The sequence below is a fragment of the Pseudomonas sp. R-28-1W-6 genome (genome assembly GCF_009799925.1).
GTDB lineage: Bacteria > Pseudomonadota > Gammaproteobacteria > Pseudomonadales > Pseudomonadaceae > Aquipseudomonas.
In genome coordinates, this window is sequence record NZ_WELK01000003.1 from 114,731 (window position 1) to 126,264 (window position 11,534).

Annotated in this window: 15 protein-coding genes; 11 read left to right on the forward strand and 4 right to left on the reverse strand. The window is 64.5% G+C overall.

The window, feature by feature from the left end; translation table 11 throughout:
• Window positions 1-11: 11 nt before the first annotated feature.
• Genes mlaD through F3I62_RS08220 form a run of 3 tightly spaced genes read right to left on the reverse strand, consistent with a single transcriptional unit; the run spans window position 12 to window position 2,085 of the window.
• Window positions 12-479: an outer membrane lipid asymmetry maintenance protein MlaD gene (gene mlaD, locus F3I62_RS08210; RefSeq protein ID WP_160489153.1), complete on the reverse strand. Its 468-nt coding sequence runs from the start codon at window positions 477-479 to the stop codon at window positions 12-14.
• Complete coding sequence (mlaE, locus tag F3I62_RS08215) at window positions 479-1,276, reverse strand: lipid asymmetry maintenance ABC transporter permease subunit MlaE (protein WP_160489154.1); 798 nt, start codon at window positions 1,274-1,276, stop codon at window positions 479-481. Before mlaE ends, mlaD begins: the two co-directional genes overlap by 1 nt.
• Window positions 1,276-2,085, reverse strand: coding sequence for an ABC transporter ATP-binding protein (locus tag F3I62_RS08220; RefSeq protein WP_160489155.1), 810 nt, complete (start codon window positions 2,083-2,085; stop codon window positions 1,276-1,278). The genes mlaE and F3I62_RS08220 overlap by 1 nt, the downstream gene beginning before the upstream one ends.
• Window positions 2,086-2,330: 245 nt before the next feature.
• Between F3I62_RS08220 and F3I62_RS08225 the strand changes: the two genes are divergently transcribed.
• From F3I62_RS08225 to F3I62_RS08270, 10 genes are all read left to right on the forward strand, one after another.
• Window positions 2,331-3,305, forward strand: coding sequence for a KpsF/GutQ family sugar-phosphate isomerase (locus F3I62_RS08225; protein ID WP_160489156.1), 975 nt, complete (start codon window positions 2,331-2,333; stop codon window positions 3,303-3,305).
• Window positions 3,306-3,830 (forward strand): HAD family hydrolase, encoded by a 525-nt coding sequence (locus tag F3I62_RS08230; RefSeq protein WP_160489157.1) that lies wholly within the window; start codon window positions 3,306-3,308, stop codon window positions 3,828-3,830.
• An 8-nt stretch (window positions 3,831-3,838) separates the two neighbouring features.
• The gene (gene lptC / locus F3I62_RS08235; RefSeq protein WP_160489158.1) at window positions 3,839-4,408 is read left to right on the forward strand and encodes an LPS export ABC transporter periplasmic protein LptC; all 570 of its coding nucleotides are present in this window, start codon (window positions 3,839-3,841) and stop codon (window positions 4,406-4,408) included.
• The gene (gene lptA, locus F3I62_RS08240; protein ID WP_160489159.1) at window positions 4,395-4,958 is read left to right on the forward strand and encodes a lipopolysaccharide transport periplasmic protein LptA; all 564 of its coding nucleotides are present in this window, start codon (window positions 4,395-4,397) and stop codon (window positions 4,956-4,958) included. The genes lptC and lptA overlap by 14 nt, the downstream gene beginning before the upstream one ends.
• Window positions 4,958-5,683: an LPS export ABC transporter ATP-binding protein gene (lptB, locus tag F3I62_RS08245; RefSeq protein ID WP_160082044.1), complete on the forward strand. Its 726-nt coding sequence runs from the start codon at window positions 4,958-4,960 to the stop codon at window positions 5,681-5,683. Before lptA ends, lptB begins: the two co-directional genes overlap by 1 nt.
• Window positions 5,684-5,829: 146 nt before the next feature.
• Window positions 5,830-7,323 carry an RNA polymerase factor sigma-54 gene (locus F3I62_RS08250; RefSeq protein WP_160489160.1) on the forward strand — a complete coding sequence of 498 codons (1,494 nt, stop codon included), beginning with the start codon at window positions 5,830-5,832 and terminating at the stop codon, window positions 7,321-7,323.
• 182 nt (window positions 7,324-7,505) lie between these two features.
• The gene (gene hpf / locus F3I62_RS08255) at window positions 7,506-7,814 is read left to right on the forward strand and encodes a ribosome hibernation-promoting factor, HPF/YfiA family (protein WP_160489161.1); all 309 of its coding nucleotides are present in this window, start codon (window positions 7,506-7,508) and stop codon (window positions 7,812-7,814) included.
• Between the two features lie 12 nt (window positions 7,815-7,826).
• A complete protein-coding gene (gene ptsN, locus F3I62_RS08260; RefSeq protein ID WP_160082050.1) occupies window positions 7,827-8,291 on the forward strand; it encodes a PTS IIA-like nitrogen regulatory protein PtsN in 465 nt (154 codons plus the stop codon).
• A 19-nt stretch (window positions 8,292-8,310) separates the two neighbouring features.
• Complete coding sequence (rapZ, locus tag F3I62_RS08265) at window positions 8,311-9,168, forward strand: RNase adapter RapZ (protein WP_160489162.1); 858 nt, start codon at window positions 8,311-8,313, stop codon at window positions 9,166-9,168.
• A gap of 14 nt (window positions 9,169-9,182) precedes the next feature.
• Entirely contained in the window at window positions 9,183-9,455 is a 273-nt protein-coding gene (locus F3I62_RS08270; RefSeq protein ID WP_160489163.1) for an HPr family phosphocarrier protein, read from the forward strand.
• 64 nt (window positions 9,456-9,519) lie between these two features.
• Here the strand turns inward: F3I62_RS08270 and pmbA are convergent, their stop codons facing one another.
• Window positions 9,520-10,866 (reverse strand): metalloprotease PmbA, encoded by a 1,347-nt coding sequence (gene pmbA, locus F3I62_RS08275; protein ID WP_160489164.1) that lies wholly within the window; start codon window positions 10,864-10,866, stop codon window positions 9,520-9,522.
• Between the two features lie 116 nt (window positions 10,867-10,982).
• Between pmbA and yjgA the strand changes: the two genes are divergently transcribed.
• A complete protein-coding gene (yjgA, locus tag F3I62_RS08280; RefSeq protein WP_160489165.1) occupies window positions 10,983-11,504 on the forward strand; it encodes a ribosome biogenesis factor YjgA in 522 nt (173 codons plus the stop codon).
• Window positions 11,505-11,534 lie beyond the last annotated feature (30 nt).

Genomic DNA, 11,534 nt, shown 5'->3' on the forward strand with positions numbered 1-11,534 from the left:
GGTGAAAATCCTCATTTGCTTTCTTTGTTCACCGAATTGATCAGGAACTTGCCGATCAGGTCTTCCAGCACCAAGGCCGACTGGGTGTCTTGGATCACCCCATCCGCCTTCAGCACCTCCTCTTCGCCACCGACGCTGATGCCGATGTATTTCTCGCCGAGCAGGCCGGCGGTGAGAATGGACGCCGTGGAGTCGGCCGGCAGGTTGTCGACGCGATTCTCGATTTCCATGGTCACCCGACCGGTGTAGCTGTCGCGGTCCAGGTCGATGGCGGTGACCTTGCCGATGGTCACACCGGCCATGGTTACCTTGGCTCTGACCGTCAAACCGGCAATATTGTCGAAATTCGCGTAGAGCTTGTAGGTGTCGCCCGAACTTGCGGCGGACAGGCCGCTGACGCGCAGGGCCAACAGCAGCAGGGCCAGCAATCCAGCCAGCAGGAACAGGCCGACGCCGATTTCCAGGGAGCGGCTTTGCATCAGAGATCTCCAAACATCAGGGCGGTCAGAATAAAGTCGAGGCCAAGTACGGCCAGGGAGGCGTACACCACGGTCTTGGTCGTGGCGCGACTGATGCCTTCCGAAGTGGGTTCGCAGTCATAGCCCTGGAACACGGCGATCCAGGTCACCACGAAGGCGAAGACGATGCTCTTGATCACGCCGTTGAGCACGTCTTCGGTGAATTCCACGCTGTTCTGCATGTTCGACCAGAACGAACCGTCGTAGACACCCAGCCAGTCCACCGCGACCATCGCCCCGCCCCAGATGCCGACCACGCTGAAGATGGTCGCCAGCAGCGGCATGGAGATGAAGCCGGCCCACAGGCGCGGGGCGATGATGTACTTGAGCGGATCGACGCCGATCATTTCCAGGCTGGACAGCTGTTCGGTGGACTTCATGTTGCCGATTTCGGCGGTCAGCGCCGAACCGGCACGCCCCGCGAACAGCAAGCCGGTCACCACCGGGCCCAACTCGCGCAACAGGGTCAGGGCAACCATCTGCCCGACCGCCTGCTCCGAACCGTAGCTGCTGAGGATGTTGAAGCCCTGCAGCGCCAGGACCATGCCGATGAACAGGCCGGCAACCACGATGATCGGCAGCGACAGCACGCCGACCGAGTACAGCTGGCGCACCAGCAGCTGGAAGCCATTGCGCAGGCCGCTGCGGCCGAACAGCGAGCTAAGCAGAAACAACGACGAGCGCCCGAGGACCTGGATCACATCGATCCCGGACCGGCCCAGCAGGCGGATGCGCTCGAGCGGGGACGACTTACGCATCAACGCGCTCCCAACAAATCATCAAGGTAATCCGGCGCCGGATAGTGGAAAGGCACCGGACCATCCGGAATGCCCTGCATGAACTGCTGGATGCGCGGGTTGTCCGAATGCATCAGCTCGGCCGGGGTGCCCTGGCCGAGCACCTGGCCATCGCCCACCACATAGAGGTAGTCGGCGATGCTGGCGGTTTCCGCCAGGTCGTGGGACACCACGATGCTGGTGATGCCTAGGGCATCGTTGAGCAGGCGGATCAGGCGCACCAGCACGCCCATGGCGATCGGGTCCTGGCCGACGAACGGCTCGTCATACATCAGAATCTGCGGATCCAGGGCGATCGCCCGGGCCAGCGCCACGCGGCGCTTCATGCCGCCGGACAGTTCGTCCGGCATCAGCTCGTAGGCGCCGCGCAGGCCCACGGCCTGCAGCTTCATCAGCACGATGTCGCGGATCATCTCGTCGGACAGGTGCGTGTGCACCCGCAGCGGAAAGGCCACGTTCTCGAACACATCGAGATCGGTGAACAGCGCGCCGCTCTGGAACAGCACGCCGAACTGCTTGCGCATGTCGAACAGCTCGCTGCGCGACAGGGTCGGCAGGTTCTGCCCGTTGACCCATACCTGGCCGCTGGCCGGCTTGAGCTGGGCGGCGATCAGGCGCAGCAAGGTGGTCTTGCCGCAACCGGAAGGCCCCATGATGCCGGTGACCTTGCCCCGCGGGATGCGGATATCGACGTTGTCAAAGATGGTGCGTGCGCCACGCTTGAAGGTCAGGCCCTTCAGCTCGACGGCGTAGGCATTTTCGGCGCTCATCCAAACTCCTTGTGATACAGCCTTCCATGGGCAGACGCAGCATTCCCGGGGCGGGATAGCACGCGACGCGGGCAGGCCGAACAGGCCGCGCAATATATCACTCCAGCCCGGCGCACCCAAGGCGCCGCGATGTTTTCAGGGAATTTCGCCGGCGCGTCGCGCAACCTGCGATCCACTAGAGGTGAGGCTGCGTCGCTTTCCCGTTATAATCGCCGACTTTTCTGCCGGCCACCGTGAATCCAGCCATGAGCCAGTCCACCGATCTGATCCAATCCGCCCAGCGCACCATGCGCCTCGAACTCGACGCCATCGAGGCCCTGCTGGGACGCATCAATGGCGATTTCGTCCGCGCCTGCGAACTGATGCTGGCCTGCAAGGGCCGTATCGTGGTGGTCGGCATGGGCAAGTCCGGGCATATCGGCAACAAGATCGCCGCCACCCTGGCCAGCACCGGCACCCCGGCGTTCTTCGTCCACCCGGCCGAGGCCAGCCATGGCGACATGGGCATGATCACCCGCGACGACGTGGTGCTGGCCCTGTCCAACTCCGGCTCCACCGCCGAGATCGTCACCCTGCTGCCGCTGATCAAGCGCCTCGGCATCACCCTGATCAGCATGACCGGCAACCCCGATTCGCCGCTGGCCAAGGCCGCCGAAGTCAACCTGGATGCCCAGGTCGCCCAGGAAGCCTGCCCGCTGAACCTGGCACCGACCTCTTCCACCACCGTATCCCTGGTGCTCGGCGACGCCCTGGCCATCGCCCTGCTGGAAGCCCGCGGCTTCACCGCCGAAGACTTCGCCTTCTCCCACCCGGGTGGCGCCCTGGGCCGCCGTCTGCTGCTCAAGGTGGAGAACGTCATGCACAGCGGCACCCGCCTGCCGCTGGTACAGCGCGGCACCAGCCTGCGCGACGCCCTGCTGGAAATGACCCGCAAGGGCCTGGGCATGACCGTGGTGGTCGAAAGCAACGGCCAGCTGGCCGGGATCTTCACCGACGGCGACCTGCGCCGCACCCTGGACAAGGGCATCGACGTGCGCGAAGCCAGCATCGACGCGGTGATGACCGTCCACGGCAAGACCGCCCGCGCCGAGATGCTCGCCGCCGAGGCCCTGAAAATCATGGAAGACCACAAGATCAACGCCCTGGTCGTGGTCGATGGCGAGGAGCGCCCGGTCGGCGCCCTCAACATGCACGACCTACTGCGCGCCGGAGTGATGTAAATGAACGATCAACTGCAACAGCGCGCCAAGGCGATCAAACTGGCCATCTTCGATGTCGACGGTGTACTGACCGACGGCCGCCTCTACTTTCTCACCGATGGCAGCGAGTTCAAGACCTTCAACACCCTCGACGGCCATGGCATCAAGATGCTGATCAACTCCGGGGTACGCACCGCCATCATCAGCGGACGCAAGACCCCGGTGGTCGAGCGCCGTGCGCAGAACCTGGGCATCCAGCACCTGTACCAGGGCCGCGAAGACAAGCTGGTGGTGCTCGACGAGCTGCTCGGCGAGCTCGGGCTAAGCTACGAGCAAGTCGCCTATCTGGGTGACGACCTGCCCGACCTGCCGGTGATTCGCCGGGTCGGTCTGGGCATGGCCGTGGCCAGCGCCGACGGCTTCGTCCGCCAGCACGCCCACGGCGTCACCGCAGCACGCGGCGGCGAAGGCGCGGCGCGCGAGTTCTGCGAATTGATCATGCGCGCCCAGGGCAGCCTTGAAGCCGCCCAAGCCGCCTACCTCTAGGATCAGTCATGCCTGCCAAACTGCGACCGCTCCTGATCTACAGCCTGATCGCCGCCCTGCTGGGCGCGATCGGCTACTGGAACATCCGCCCGGAAAGCTTCCTCGACAAGCCGACCGTCGGCGAAAGCAACAGCACCATCGACTTCTACGTGGTCAACGCGCGCACCCTGCAATATCAGGAGGACGGCCAACTGCAGTACGAGATGACCGCCGACAAGCTGGAACACATCAAGGCCAGCGACATCACCCTGCTGAGCCAGCCGGACCTGCAGCTGTACCGCGGCAGCGCCTACCCCTGGCACGTGCAGAGCGCGCGGGGCGAAGTGGCCCCGCAAGGCAAGGAAGTCGAACTGATCGATGACGTGCGCGTGGCGCGCACCGATGCCAAAGGCCGACCGACCGTGATCACCAGCAGCCGGATGACCGTATTTCCGGACAAGGAATATGCGCAAACCCAGCAAGCCGTTAGAATCGAGGCCGCCAACGGGGTGACCACGGCACAAGGAATGAAAGCGTACATGAATGACGGCCGGATACTCCTGCTGTCCAACGTAAGAGGCCAGCATGAGGTTCGTTAACCGTTTCCCCCTCCGGACCCTCCCCCTGTTGCTCATCGGCCTCGGCGCCGCGCTTGGAAGCGCGGGTGCCTGGGCTCTGCCGAGCGACCGCGAGCAACCGATCCGGGTTCAGGCCGACAGCGCCGAACTGGACGACAAGCAAGGCGTGGCGGTGTACCGCGGCGGCGTGGTGATCACCCAGGGCACCCTGAAGATCACCGGCGACACCGTGACCATCACCCAGGATGCCAACGGCGACGTCGAAGTCTTCACCTCGGTGGGCAAACCGGCCTACTACGAGCAGAAGCCCGCCGCGGACAAGGAGATCGTCAAGGCCTACGGCCTGACCATCCAGTACTTCGCCAGCAACGAGCGCATCGTGCTGATAGACCAGGCCAAGGTGATCCAGGAAGGCAACACCTTCGAAGGCGAGAAGATCGTCTATGACACCCAGCGCCAGATCGTCAACGCCGGCCGCGCCACTGGCACCGCCCTGAGCACGCCGCGGCCACGCATCGACATGGTCATCCAGCCGCGCAAGAAAACCGGCCAGCCGGAGCAAGCGCAGTAATGGCGACCCTCAAAGCCCAGCATCTGGCCAAGAGCTACAAGGGCCGCCAGGTGGTACGCGACGTCAGCCTTTCCATCGACAGCGGACAGATCGTCGGCCTGCTCGGCCCCAACGGCGCCGGCAAGACCACCTGTTTCTACATGATCGTCGGCCTGGTGCAGGCCGACCAGGGCCGCGTGCTGATCGACGACCTCGACGTCAGCCACCAGCCCATGCATGGCCGCGCCCGCGTCGGCATCGGCTACCTGCCGCAGGAAGCCTCGATCTTCCGCAAGCTGACGGTGGCCGACAACATCATGGCCATCCTGGAAACCCGCAAGGACCTCGACCGTGCCGGCCGCCGCGCCGCCCTGGAGAGCCTGCTGCAGGAATTCCACATCAGCCACATCCGCGACAACCTCGGCATGAGCCTGTCCGGCGGCGAACGCCGGCGCGTGGAAATCGCCCGCGCCCTGGCCACCGAACCCAAGTTCATCCTGCTCGACGAACCCTTCGCCGGCGTCGACCCGATCTCGGTCGGCGATATCAAGCAGATCATCCATCACCTCAAGGCCAAGGGCATCGGCGTACTGATCACCGACCACAACGTGCGCGAGACCCTCGACATCTGCGAGACCGCCTACATTGTCAATGACGGCCAACTGATCGCCGAAGGCGATGCCGAAAGCATCCTGGCCAACCAGCTGGTTAAAGAAGTCTACCTCGGGCACGAATTCCGCCTCTGATGCAGGCGCCGCCGCACTACATGGACGTTGTCAAGCCTAGGCAAAGCCGTCAGATTCAGGCATATAATTTGCTTACTGGCGGCGCCCCGGCGCCCTGTAGTGAATGGCGCGACTGCGCCGGCAAATAAGGTGCAAAGCTTCCTGCCATGAAACCTTCGCTAGTCCTCAAGATGGGCCAGCAGCTGACGATGACCCCGCAGCTGCAACAAGCCATTCGCCTCCTCCAGCTGTCCACCCTGGATCTGCAGCAGGAAATCCAGGAAGCCCTGGAATCCAACCCCATGCTGGAGCGCCAGGAAGACGGCGAAGATTTCGACAACAGCGACCCGCTGGCCGATGGCGAAGAGCAGAACACCCAGGCCGCCCCCCAGGACACCTACCAGGAAACCAACAGCACGCCCGCCGATGCCATCGAGGACGGCGAGTGGAACGAACGCATCCCCAGCGAGCTGCCGGTCGATACCGCCTGGGAAGACGTCTACCAGACCAGCGCCAGCAGCCTGCCGAGCAACGACGATGACGAGTGGGACTTCACCACCCGCACCTCCGCCGGCGAGAGCCTGCAGACCCATCTGCTGTGGCAGCTGAACCTGGCACCGATGTCGGACACCGACCGCCTGATCGCCGTGACCCTGATCGACTGCATCAACGACCAGGGCTACCTGGAAGAGTCGCTTGAGGAAATCGTCGAGGCCTTCGACCCGGAAATGGACGTCGAACTGGACGAAGTCGAAGCCGTCCTGCACCGCATCCAGAACTTCGACCCGGCCGGGGTCGGCGCCCGTGACCTGCGCGAATGCCTGCTCCTGCAGCTGCGCCAGCTGCCCGCCAGCACGCCCTGGCTGAGCGAGGCCCAGCGCCTGGCCGGCGACCACCTCGACCTGCTCGGCAGCCGCGACTACAGCCAGCTGATGCGGCGCATGAAGCTCAAGGAAGACGAGCTGCGCCAGGTCATCGAGCTGATCCAGAGCCTCAACCCGCGCCCCGGCTCGCAGATCGAAGCCAGCGAACCGGAATATGTGGTGCCGGACGTCATCGTGCGCAAGCACAACGAGCGCTGGCTGGTCGAGCTGAACCAGGAAGCGGTGCCGCGCCTGCGGGTCAACGCGCAGTACGCCGGCTTCGTCAAACGCGCCGACTCCAGCGCCGACAACACCTTCATGCGCAACCAGCTGCAGGAGGCGCGCTGGTTCATCAAGAGCCTGCAAAGCCGCAACGAAACCCTGATGAAGGTCGCCTCGCAGATCGTCGAGCACCAGCGCGGCTTCCTCGAGTACGGCGACGAGGCGATGAAGCCGCTGGTCCTGCACGACATCGCCGAGGCGGTGGGCATGCACGAGTCGACCATCTCGCGGGTCACCACGCAGAAGTTCATGCACACCCCGCGCGGCATTTACGAGCTGAAATACTTCTTTTCCAGCCACGTCAGCACCGCGGAAGGCGGCGAATGCTCGTCGACGGCGATCCGCGCCATCATCAAAAAACTGGTCGCCGCGGAAAACGCGAAAAAGCCATTGAGTGACAGCAAGATCGCTGGTTTACTGGAAGCACAGGGCATTCAGGTAGCCCGTCGCACCGTCGCCAAATACCGCGAATCACTCGGGATAGCGCCTTCGAGCGAACGCAAGCGGTTGATGTAACCCGCAAGCATTGCGGTGTGATGCGGCACTGAGGGAAGGCTTTTGCAAAACTGGATACGTGCCATGCGCCCTGCCCTTCGGGGGGATCCCAGGACAGTTCTGCAAAAGCCTTCTCGCGCCAGAGTGTTACGGTGGCAGGCCCGCTAGCCTGTCTCTTACACAAGGCAACAAGGAGAAGCGGTATGCAAGTCAACATCAGTGGACACCAACTGGATGTGACCGACGCCCTGCGCGACTACATCGGCGAAAAACTCGGCCGACTGGAGCGCCATTTCGACAAGATCACCAACGTGCAGGTGACCATGGCAGTCGAGAAGCTCAAGCAGAAAATCGAGGCGACCCTGCACGTTGCAGGCGGCGAAGTAGTCGCCAACGCCGAACACGACGACATGTACGCGGCGATCGACCTGCTCGCCGACAAACTCGACCGCCAACTGATCAAACACAAGGAAAAGCAGCTCGGCCGCCTGCAAGGCGCGACAGCCCGCTGAAATCCCCCACCCATGATCCGACTTGAAAATATCCTGACCGCCGGCCGTTCCCTGGTGAACGTGCCGGGCGGCAGTAAGAAGCGCGTCCTCGAACAGATTGCCAACCTGGTCGCGCGCGAACTGCCCGATCTCGACTCGCAGGACATCTTCGAAAGCCTGATAGCCCGTGAAAAACTCGGCTCCACCGGGTTCGGTAACGGCATCGCCATTCCCCACTGTCGCCTGCCCGGCTGCAGCGCCCCCATCAGTGCGGTGCTGCGCCTGGATGCGCCGGTGGACTTCGACGCCATCGACGGCGCCCCGGTCGATCTGCTGTTCGTCCTGCTGGTTCCCGAAGCGGCGACCGACGAGCACCTGGAGCTGCTCCGCCAGATCGCCAGCATGCTCGACCGCAGCGAAGTGCGTGAGCGCTTGCGCCAGGCGCCAAGCAGCGAGAACCTCTACCAGGTGGTTGTCGACGTACAGAGCGGCCAATAGGCCAGGGTAGGACAGCGTCATGCGCCTGATCATCGTCAGCGGTCGCTCCGGCTCGGGCAAAAGCACCGCCCTCGACGTGCTCGAGGACAACGGTTTCTACTGCATCGACAACCTGCCGGCGATCCTCCTGCCGGAACTGGCCGAGCGCGCCCTGCTGCAGACCGAGCTGCTGCACCCGCAGGTCGCCGTATCGATCGACGCACGCAACCTGCCCAGCCAGCTCAAGCGCTTCCCCGAACTGCTCGCCGAAGTGCGCTCGCGCCACATCATCTGCGACGTACTGTATCTGGATGCCGACGAAGAGACCCTGCTCAAGCGCTTCTCCGAGACCCGCCGGCGCCACCCACTGACCAGCGAGACGCGCTCCCTCGCCGAAGCCATCCGCGACGAAGCCGCCCTGCTCAGCCCGATCACCGACCTGGCCGACCTCAAGCTCGACACCACCCACCTGAACCTCTACCAGCTGCGCGACAGCCTCAAGCTGCGCCTGCTGAACAAGCCCGAGCCGGGCACCGCGTTCCTCATCGAGTCCTTCGGTTTCAAGCGCGGCATGCCGGTGGATGCCGACCTGGTGTTCGACGTGCGCTGCCTGCCCAACCCGTACTGGAAGCCCGATCTGCGCGAAATGTCCGGGCTGGAACAGCCGGTCGCCGAATACCTGGCCGCCCTGCCGGATGTCGAGGAGATGTACCAGGACATCCATGCCTACCTGCACAAGTGGCTGCCCCGCTTTGCCTCCAGCAATCGCTCCTACGTGACCATCGCCATTGGCTGCACCGGCGGCCACCATCGCTCGGTGTACCTGGCCAACCGCCTCGGCGCTGCCCTCAAGCCCACCCTGAAGAATCTCCAGGTTCGCCACCGCGAACTGGGTTAAGGACTGTCCGCCGCATGCCCGCCTGCGAAATCACCATCATCAACAAGCTCGGCCTGCATGCGCGCGCGGCGGCCAAGTTCGTCGGCGTGGCCGGCAGCTTCCCCTGCCAGATTCGCGCCGGGCGCTCGGCCGAGAGCCTGGTCGACGGCAAGAGCATCATGGCGGTGATGATGCTGGCCGCCGGCAAGGGCACCAGCCTGCACCTTCATACCGAAGGCGAGCAGGCGGACGAGGCGCTGAATGCGCTGGTCGAACTGATCAACAACCGCTTCGACGAAGGCGAATAAGTCGCCGACATGCAAAAGGGGCTGCCCGGCGAACCGGGCAGCCCCTTTTTCGTGGTGTCGCCGCTCAGCTGCCGGCGACGGTCATCTTCTCGATCAACACCGACCCGGTGCGGATATTGCCGCGCAGCTCCAGGTCGCAGCCGACCGCGACGATCTGCCGGAACATCTCGCGCAGGTTGCCGGCGATGGTCACCTCCTGCACCGGGAACTGGATCTCGCCGTTCTCCACCCAGAAACCGGCGGCACCGCGCGAGTAGTCGCCGGTGACCATGTTCAGCCCCTGGCCCATCAGTTCGGTCACCAGCAGGCCGCGGCCCATGCGCTTGAGCAGGGCCTGCTGGTCTTCGGCGCCATGGCTGACGAACAGGTTGTGCACGCCCCCCGAGTTGGCCGTGCTGGGCAGGCCCAGCTTGCGCCCGGAGTAGGTGCCGAGGATGTAGGAAACCAGCTCGCCTCCGGCGACGAAGGGCTTGGCATAGGTGGCCAGGCCGTCGCCATCGAAGGCCGCACTGCCCATCGCCCGCGGGATATGCGGACGCTCGTCGAGGCTCAGCCACTCGGGAAACAGCTGATGGCCCAGGGCGCCCTCGAGGAATGACGACTTGCGATACAGGTTGCCGCCGGAGATTGCCGCCAGGAAGCTGCCGAACAGCCCGGTGGCCAGCTCGGCGGCAAACAGCACCGGCACCTCGCAGGTCGGCACCGGCCGCGCGCCCAGCCGTGCCGCCGTGCGCCTGGCCGCATGGCGGCCGATCTGCAACGGATCGGCGAGCAGCTCGCCCTGGCGATTGACATCGTACCAGTAGTCGCGCTGCATCTGTCCCTCGCCCTCGGCGATCATCACGCAGCTCAGGCTGTGCCGGGTGCTGGCGTAGCCGCCAATGAAGCCGTGGCTGTTGCCATACACGCGGCAGCCCTGGTGGGTGTTGAGGGTGGTGCCGTCGGCCTTGGTGATCCGCGGATCGGCAGCGAACGCCGCCTCTTCGCAGGCCAGGGCCAGCTCGATACCCTGCTCGGGCGCCAGGGCCCAGGGATGGTAGAGGTCCAGTTCGGGGAACTCGCGCGCCATCAGTCCGGCATCGGCCAGGCCGGCGCAGTCATCCTCGGACGCGTGCCTGGCGATGGCCAGGGCCGCCGCCACGGTTTCGCGGATCGCCGCCTCGCCGGTCGCCGAGGTACTCGCCGAGCCCTTGCGCTGGCCGACATACAGGGTGATGCCGAAGCCCTCGTCACGATTGAACTCGACCGTTTCCACCTCGCGCTGGCGCACCGTGGTCGACAAGCCCTGCTCCATCGATACCGCCACCTCGCAGGCGCTGGCACCCTGGCGCCGCGCCTCGGCGATGATCTGCGCGACCTGCGCCTGCAACGCCGGCAATGCCTGCGGGCCAACCACTTCTGCTGCACTCATAAATCACTCCAGAAACTGCACTCTGGCAGCCCGCCGGCCAAGCCCTGTGCTTGCCGTGTGAGGCTTGCCGCTACCCTTGCTGCTATCATGGCGACGTTTCCCTCTGGACCGCCCCCATGGCTGATTCTTACGACGACGACTTCTCCGGCGAGAAGAGCAAAACCCAGATCAAGCGCGAACTGCATGCGCTGCAGGAACTGGGACAACGCCTGACCACCCTCAAGCCCGACATGCAGGCCAAGCTGCCGCTGACCGACGGCCTGCGCAAGGCCCTGGCCGAAGCACCGAAACACACCGCCAATGCCGCCAAGAAGCGCCATGTGCAGTTCATCGGCAAGCTCATGCGCGACCAGGACATCGAGGCGATTCTCGCCCTGATCGACCAGGTCGACAGCTCCACCCGCGAGTACAACGAGCGCTTCCATGCCCTCGAACGCTGGCGCGACCGCCTGATCAGCGGCGACGACACCACCCTGGAAAGCTTCGTCAGCGAATACCCGCAAGCCGACCGTCAGCAACTGCGCAGCCTGATCCGCCATGCCCAGCATGAGGCGGCGCACAACAAACCGCCGGCCGCCGCACGCAAAGTCTTCAAATACATCCGCGAACTGGACGAGGTCCAGCGCGGCCTGCGTTAACCTCCCGAGCGGGCCGGGCTGAGCGCAGGC

Excerpts from the sequence above, each read along its gene's own strand:
- ptsN (WP_160082050.1), top strand. The coding sequence starts at position 7,827 with ATGATCCGACTTGAAAATATCCTGACCGCCGGCCGTTCCCTGGTGAAC.
- mlaD (WP_160489153.1), bottom strand. The coding sequence starts at position 479 with ATGCAAAGCCGCTCCCTGGAAATCGGCGTCGGCCTGTTCCTGCTGGCT.
- hpf (WP_160489161.1), top strand. The coding sequence starts at position 7,506 with ATGCAAGTCAACATCAGTGGACACCAACTGGATGTGACCGACGCCCTG.
- F3I62_RS08270 (WP_160489163.1), top strand. The coding sequence starts at position 9,183 with ATGCCCGCCTGCGAAATCACCATCATCAACAAGCTCGGCCTGCATGCG.
- rapZ (WP_160489162.1), top strand. The coding sequence starts at position 8,311 with ATGCGCCTGATCATCGTCAGCGGTCGCTCCGGCTCGGGCAAAAGCACC.
- yjgA (WP_160489165.1), top strand. The coding sequence starts at position 10,983 with ATGGCTGATTCTTACGACGACGACTTCTCCGGCGAGAAGAGCAAAACC.
- lptB (WP_160082044.1), top strand. The coding sequence starts at position 4,958 with ATGGCGACCCTCAAAGCCCAGCATCTGGCCAAGAGCTACAAGGGCCGC.
- lptC (WP_160489158.1), top strand. The coding sequence starts at position 3,839 with ATGCCTGCCAAACTGCGACCGCTCCTGATCTACAGCCTGATCGCCGCC.
- mlaE (WP_160489154.1), bottom strand. The coding sequence starts at position 1,276 with ATGCGTAAGTCGTCCCCGCTCGAGCGCATCCGCCTGCTGGGCCGGTCC.
- lptA (WP_160489159.1), top strand. The coding sequence starts at position 4,395 with ATGAGGTTCGTTAACCGTTTCCCCCTCCGGACCCTCCCCCTGTTGCTC.
- F3I62_RS08250 (WP_160489160.1), top strand. The coding sequence starts at position 5,830 with ATGAAACCTTCGCTAGTCCTCAAGATGGGCCAGCAGCTGACGATGACC.
- pmbA (WP_160489164.1), bottom strand. The coding sequence starts at position 10,866 with ATGAGTGCAGCAGAAGTGGTTGGCCCGCAGGCATTGCCGGCGTTGCAG.
- F3I62_RS08225 (WP_160489156.1), top strand. The coding sequence starts at position 2,331 with ATGAGCCAGTCCACCGATCTGATCCAATCCGCCCAGCGCACCATGCGC.
- F3I62_RS08220 (WP_160489155.1), bottom strand. The coding sequence starts at position 2,085 with ATGAGCGCCGAAAATGCCTACGCCGTCGAGCTGAAGGGCCTGACCTTC.
- F3I62_RS08230 (WP_160489157.1), top strand. The coding sequence starts at position 3,306 with ATGAACGATCAACTGCAACAGCGCGCCAAGGCGATCAAACTGGCCATC.